5 protein-coding genes are annotated in these 6,597 nt (G+C 62.1%); 3 read left to right on the plus strand and 2 right to left on the minus strand.

Annotation, left to right across the window (positions count from 1 at the left end):
• Positions 1-35: 35 nt before the first annotated feature.
• Together rimI and NPS29_RS12015 are read right to left on the minus strand one after the other, a co-directional pair.
• A complete protein-coding gene (rimI, locus tag NPS29_RS12010) occupies positions 36-488 on the minus strand; it encodes a ribosomal protein S18-alanine N-acetyltransferase (RefSeq protein WP_274132781.1) in 453 nt (150 codons plus the stop codon).
• Entirely contained in the window at positions 481-1,290 is an 810-nt protein-coding gene (locus tag NPS29_RS12015; protein WP_274132782.1) for an energy transducer TonB, read from the minus strand. Before NPS29_RS12015 ends, rimI begins: the two co-directional genes overlap by 8 nt.
• A gap of 144 nt (positions 1,291-1,434) precedes the next feature.
• On the opposite strand from NPS29_RS12015, the gene mksB reads away from it, so the two are divergent.
• The 3 genes from mksB to mksF are packed head-to-tail and all read left to right on the plus strand — an operon-like array spanning position 1,435 to position 6,240.
• Positions 1,435-2,712 carry an Mks condensin complex protein MksB gene (gene mksB / locus NPS29_RS12020; RefSeq protein ID WP_274132783.1) on the plus strand — a complete coding sequence of 426 codons (1,278 nt, stop codon included), beginning with the start codon at positions 1,435-1,437 and terminating at the stop codon, positions 2,710-2,712.
• Entirely contained in the window at positions 2,702-3,409 is a 708-nt protein-coding gene (gene mksE, locus NPS29_RS12025) for an Mks condensin complex protein MksE (protein ID WP_274132785.1), read from the plus strand. Before mksB ends, mksE begins: the two co-directional genes overlap by 11 nt.
• Positions 3,406-6,240, plus strand: coding sequence for an Mks condensin complex protein MksF (gene mksF, locus NPS29_RS12030; RefSeq protein ID WP_274132787.1), 2,835 nt, complete (start codon positions 3,406-3,408; stop codon positions 6,238-6,240). Before mksE ends, mksF begins: the two co-directional genes overlap by 4 nt.
• The last annotated feature ends 357 nt before the right edge of the window (positions 6,241-6,597 follow it).

Raw genomic sequence — 6,597 nt, forward strand, 5'->3', positions numbered from 1 at the left:
TGCTACGAGAATGTCGAACCCTGCATGGGTACGGGTTATTCAACCAATGTGCAGGCCATGACCAGCGCGTCCTCGCGCCCGCCGACCGCAGGGTAGTAGTCGCGGCGGCGGCCTACTTCGTTGAAGCCATAGCGCTCGTACAAACGGTAGGCAGACTGGTTGCTCGCGCGCAGCTCCAGGAAGCACTCGCGGCCGTTGATCTCGTAGGCGCGCTTCATCAGCTTGTCCAGCAGCAACAGGCCCAGCCCGCGGCCTTGGCTCTCTGGTTTGACCGTGATGTTGAGCAAATGCGCCTCGTCGATGATGACGTTGATCACGCCATGCCCGACCTGCTGATTGCCCTCGAACATCAACCAGATTTCGTAGGATTTCAGGCCATCCAGAAAAATACCGCGGGTCCAGGGATGGCTGAACGCTGCGTATTCAATCTTCAGTACCGCATCCAGGTCTGCTTCGGTCATGCGGCGAAACGTTACGGCATCACTCATTCACAGTCTTCCAACGTGCCATCAGTTGACGCATGGCACGCCAAACGTCGGCCTTGCGCTGAGGCTCGTCCATCAACAGTTCAAGACCCGGCAGCGCCCAGGCCGAACCCAGGCCTTCGACCTGGAATTCTAGATTGTAGGACTCGGCGTCAGCCTCACCAGCAAAACGCACGGCCGGCAGTCCGATCAGCCACAGGCAGGTGCAGGGCTCTTCTTCAATGCGAGCGTAGAGAAAACCCTGAACGAAATCCCTAGCCGCTTCCGGCCCCTGATCCATCTGTCCACGCACCAGCAGCGGCCAACGCACGGGCTCACCAATGATCTGTGGACTGTCAGGCAGACCGGCGGCGCGCAGCATGTCCTTGAGCAACAGATAGGAAGGATCGCGACTCTGGAAGGGCTCACCCGTGGCCAGCTCGACCAGCAACAGGCAACTGCCGGCACGCAGCAATTGCAGGGAAAAACGCGGCGGCGGAACGACTGGCGCCTTGGCCACCACTGCCGCCTCTTCCGGCTCGGCCGTCTTGACCGCAGGCTTGGCAGCGGACGAAGGGCGTGGCACCTCGATCTTCGGGCGTTCGATCGTCCGCGCAGCAGGCGCAGGATTCGCAGCCACGGCATCGCCAGGCTGCTGGCGTTCGACAGCGGCAGGCGCAGGCTGCGTTACCTCGTCCTCGAACACCGGCAATGGCGCGAGAAGCTCCGGACGCGAAGGCGCGGCAAAGGGAAGTTCGGTGCGTGGCAGCCAGCTGACCACCTGCATGGCGGTCAGAAAGGCGCGACGTCTAGGCTCGTTGAGCACGGGACAGCCACCTGTGGATAAAGTCAGGACCGGGATTCTACAGACCTTCGGCCGATCACGCCGCAGTTGATCGACTGAGGGTGAAAACCAACCCCTGCGATGCAGTACAATTGCCGCTTTTATTTGCCAACCAGCGGCCATCCGATGATCGAACCTAAGCGCGTCCTGCGCGCCCTTGCCGAACACTGGGCGCTCCTTGAGCCACTGTGCGAGCATTTCGACCAGGGCACACTGAGCCTGAGCGAGCTGCGCGTGCAGCTGGCCGCCCAGCAACTGGAAAGCACGCCGCAGGACATCACCAACCTGCTGGACGTGTGGATTCGCCTCGATATTCTGGTGCCCGTGGCGAAGAGCCCGAACCGTTTCGAGCTGAACGCGCAGATCCACGACTTCCTGTCCTATCTGCGTCGCGAGCACCGCCTGGGCCTGTGCCTGGAGATCGAAGCCTACCTGCGCCATCTGGAGCGGCTGGCCGGTTACATCCAGGAAGCCTTCGAAGCCCGCGACGCCAACGACCTCGCCCGTCAGCTGCGCCTGCTCGACATGCGCGTGCGTGACGTGCTGAAAAAACTCGCCAACGACGAACAGGCACTGGTGTCTGTGGCCGAACGCGCCAAGACCAGCGACCGGCAGATCCCGCTGCGCCAGCGCTACGCCGAAGTCCTGGCGACCTGGGATGAATACGTCGAGCCGATGATCCAGTTGGTGAATGCCGACGGTGCGTTCGAACAGGGCGTGCGCAAGGTCGAGAACGTGCTGCTGCGCATGCTCAGCGACCAGCAGCGCCTAGGCCATCTTGTTGACGATGACATGCTGCTGCGCACCCACGCGCGCATCCTCGAAATGCAGACCAGCGCCCAGTTGACCCTGCGCCACGCCCGCGAGCTGCTGTTGCCGCTGCGCGAAGAGGCCCGCCGCCACAACGCCGTGACCCGTGGCGCGGCGCTGGCCCTGTCGGCCATTCGCCGCAAGGGCATCGACGCTGTTCCGCAGGCCGCCATGCCGATGTTCACCCGTCCGCAAAGCACCTTCCTGGGCAGCGCGAACCAGGTTGAAGCCTACGTCTATGCCCTGGCCCGTTTCGAGCCGAAACCGGCGCGCTTCCCCAAGGCCAGCCTGACCCGCAAGGGCGAGCCGCCAAGGGCGCCGCGCACGGTCAAGGAAATGGTCGAGCGTTGCGAAGAAGCCCTGCCGATGCCGGACCTGATGGTCTGGCTGCTGGAACAGGAGCCGACCGGCGCCACCGACGAATTGCTGTATTGGTTCTCGCGCCTGTCGCGGGAAAAACGCTTCAAGCGCGAGCGTCTGGAACGCCGTGAATACCTGACCCAGGAGCACCGCGTCAGCCTGCGCTCCTTCGCCCTGCTCTCGAGCAAAGACGCCACCCCAGAGAATTCCGAGGGCACCGCCCATGCATCTTGATCTATCTGAAATGTCCCAGCTCGCGCCGATCTTTCGCGAGCTGTTCAAGGGCTACCACATCAGCCGCCGCGACCCGGAGCTGTACGCCCAACTGTCGAACGCGCAGGACCAGTACCGCACGCTGTTCAAGGCGCTGGGCTTCGAGCTGGTCTGCGACACCCGCGGCTTCTACTACTTCGTGCCGGACCTTGCCGCCGCGCAGGTCAACAAGACCGCCCAGCGCCTGGCCCTCTTCACCTTCATCCTCGTTGAACACCTGGCTGACCAGGGCCGTGACCCGGTGGCCGTGCTCGATGGCGGCAGCCTTGGCCGTGACGAGCTGCCTTCGCTGCTGGAAAAGTACCGCGACCTGTTCCTCCAGGCCGAAGTACAGACCCAGGAAGAGCTGGAAGAGAAGATCATGCGGCGCATGACCCAACTGGGTTTTGCCGCAGAAGAAGTCGGCATCTACCGCTTCCTGCCGCCGATGCACCGCTTCCTCGACGTCTGCCTGTCGGTCCAGCAGGACCGCGACCTGGCGGCCAGCCTGCACAGCGACCTGCCGTTGCCGACGCCTGTATTGATCGATGACGACAGCGACGAAAAACTCCTGCAGACCGACGACCCGCTGGATCTGGCCGAGTTTGACGAATCAGAAGAAACCGAAGAGCAGGCCCTGGCCCGCGCGATCGCCGAAGAACAGGAGCTTGACGCATGAGCCAGGAACGCTACGGCATCCGCCGCTTCGCCCTGCTGAACACAGCCGGTTACAGCCTCGGGCTGTTTCCGCTGGAACACCCGTTGTCGGTGTACGGCGCGAACAACCTGGGCAAGAGTGCGTCGATCAACGCGCTGCAATTCCCGATTCTGGCGCGCATGTCGGACATGTCCTTCGGCAAGTACAGCCTGGATCAGTCGCGTCGCTTCTACTTCGCTTCGGACACCAGCTACATCCTGGTAGAAGTGTCCCTGCCCCACGGCCCGCACGTCATCGGCGTGGTCGGTCGCGGCCCGGGCGGCGGCTTCGGTCACCAGTTCTTTGCCTACGCCGGCAAGCTGGACCTGGCCCATTACCAGAAGAACGACACCTGCCTGCGGCAGAAAGAGCTGTTCACCAATCTGGAAAGCCAGGGCCTGAAAGCCTATGAGCTCAAGCCCGATGAACTGCGTCGCTTGCTGGTGGGCGGCCACACGTCGATCCCCCTGGACCTGACGCTGATCCCGCTGCGTTCAACCAGTGAACAGAGCCTGAAAACCTTCCGCGCGCTGTTCATCAACCTGCTGCACATGCGCGAAATCACCGCCGCCAAGCTCAAGCAACTGTTCCTCGATGCGTTCGAGCACAGCCTGCGCTCCGGTAGTGTCGATTACATCGCTGCGTGCGAAGAAGCCTTCCGCGATGTGCGACGCATGGAGCAGGACTACAACGCTCTGGTGCTGGCCGGCCCGCTGGTCGAGGCCTTGGCCAACGGCGTGAAACAGCGCGACGTGTTGCGCGGCAAGCTGCATCGCCTGTCGCCCTTGCTCGATTCGCTTTTGGGCACCTGGCAGGACTATTCCAACGCGCGCAAGGAGGAGCTGGTCATTCAGGCCGAGCACTACCGTGGCGAACAGGATGCCCTGCAGAACGATCAGCGTGGCGGTACGCAGGAGCTGATGCGCCTGGAGCGTGAGATCAGCAACATCCAGCGCTGGATCGGCGAACTGGCAGTGCTGAAAAACCGCTTCGCGCTTGTGGATAACGTCAAGACTCTCGAACAGCAACTGCTCGCGGCCAAGGATGCCCACGACGAACTGGCCGGCGCGCTGGCTCAGTCTCGGCAGTTCAGCGCCGAAGATCTGGACGAGCGTCTGCGCGATCTGGAAAAACGCCTGAAGTCGGTCAAGCAGCAGCTCGATCACGCGGACAACAACAGCTATGCCCGCCTGCGCGAAGAGTTCTCGCAACCGGATGTCGAGCGCCTGATGCGCCTGTTCAACAGCGCGCTGTTCAGCCTGCCGCTGGGCGAGCAAGGCATTGCGTTGGATGACGGCGAGGCGTGGGTCAAATCCCTGGAAGCGATTCTCGATGGCTTCAAGGGCGAGCGCTTCGAAGTGCCTGGCCTGTCGATCAACCTGTCGCACATCGAGCCACCTGCCTTGCAGGCCCAGGCCGACCGTGCGGCGTTGCGCGACCAGAAAGAGCGTCTTGAGAAAGAACTCAAGCAACTGAAAACCCAGCAGGCCGTTGCCGCGGACCGCGCAGCCAGCAAGACCCAGACCGAAGCCCTGTACCAGCAGGTGCTGGATGCGCAGAAGGCACTGGAAGACTTCCGCCGTACTCAGACCCTGAGTGCAGAGGAAGGCGAAAAGCTGGAGCAACTGGCGCAGATGGAAGCGGCGCAGGACGAACTCAAACGTTCCAGCGATGCCTTCACCGAACGCGTCCAGCAACTCTCGGCCAAGCTGCAACTGGTGGGCCGCCAGATCGGAGATCTGGAATCCAAGCAGCGCACACTGGATGACGCATTGCGTCGCCGTCAGTTGCTGCCTGCGGATCTGCCATTTGGTACTCCGTTCATGGAGCCGGTGGACGACTCGCTGGACAACCTGCTGCCATTGCTCAACGACTATCAGGACAGCTGGCAGGGCCTGTTGCGCTGCGATGGCCAGATCGAGGCGCTGTATGCGCAGGTGCGCCTCAAGGGTGTGGCCAAGTTCGACAGTGAAGACGACATGGAGCGCCGTCTGCAGCTGCTGATCAACGCGTACGCTCACCGCACCGATGAAGCGCTGACACTGGGCAAGGCCCGTCGTGCGGCCGTGACCGATATCGCGCGTACCCTGCGCAACATCCGCAGCGACTACGACAGCCTTGAACACCAACTGGCGTTGTTCAACCGGGAGATCAACCGTCGTCAGGTTTCCAACCTGGAAAGCTTCCGTATCGTGCTCGCTCCCAACAAGGAAGCGCTCAAGCACATCGATCAGATTATCCACAGCGCCGGCCAGTACGAAGAAGGCGAAACGCTGTCGGTGTTCGATCTGAGCCAGAGCGCAGAGCAGGACAACAAGAACGAAGAGGCCAAGGAATACCTGGCGCGCCTGGTGGCGGCGAACCACAACCAGCTGGGTCTCAAGGACCTGTTCGAGTTGGCGTTCGAGATTACCAAGGTCAACAGCCAGCCGGTTATCCACACTGACATCGATGGCGCGGCGTCCAATGGCACTACAATGACCATCAAGGCGCTGACCAACATGTACTTGTTGCTGCACCTGATGGACCGCGAACAGGCCGGTCGTGTGCGTCTGCCTTACTACCTGGACGAAGCGGCCGACATCGACGAACGCAACCAGGCTGCCTTGCTGGAAACAAGCTTGCAGTTGGGCTTCGTGCCTATCCTGGCGAGCGTCAAGCCTCAGGTATCGGCGCATGTGGCGATCGACCTTGAGGGCGGCAGCGGGCCTGCGGGTATTTACATTGATGAGGCTGACTGGAAGTACATCCAGCGTCGCGATGAAGTGACTAAGGTGAAGGTGGTTGAAGTGGCAGAGGAAGCTGCTGAATAAGCCCTTATCCAGGCCGTAACAAAAAGCCCCGCAGCAATGCGGGGCTTTTTTGTGGGCGTTGTACACGCTATCTGAGGCAACACCTTTCCGTAGCAGCACGGCTTGCCGGCGGGGGCGGCGTATCAGGCGATACATGTGTGACTGACACACCGCTCCCGCCGGCAAGCCGTGCTGCTACGGGGATGGCGGTGGGTCGGACGGTGCAGTGGTGTCGGTAATGACGCCTTCGCGGGCAAGCCCGCTCCCACAGGGGTCAGGGGTCGCATTCGGACGATGGCGGACCTGAGATCGCCTCGCCGGCAAGCCGGACTGCTACGGGATGGGCGGCACAATCGCCTGTAGGAGCGCGCTTGCCCG

Origin of the sequence: Pseudomonas putida (assembly GCF_028682175.1) — a bacterium.
GTDB classification, from domain to species: domain Bacteria; phylum Pseudomonadota; class Gammaproteobacteria; order Pseudomonadales; family Pseudomonadaceae; genus Aquipseudomonas; species Aquipseudomonas putida_AD.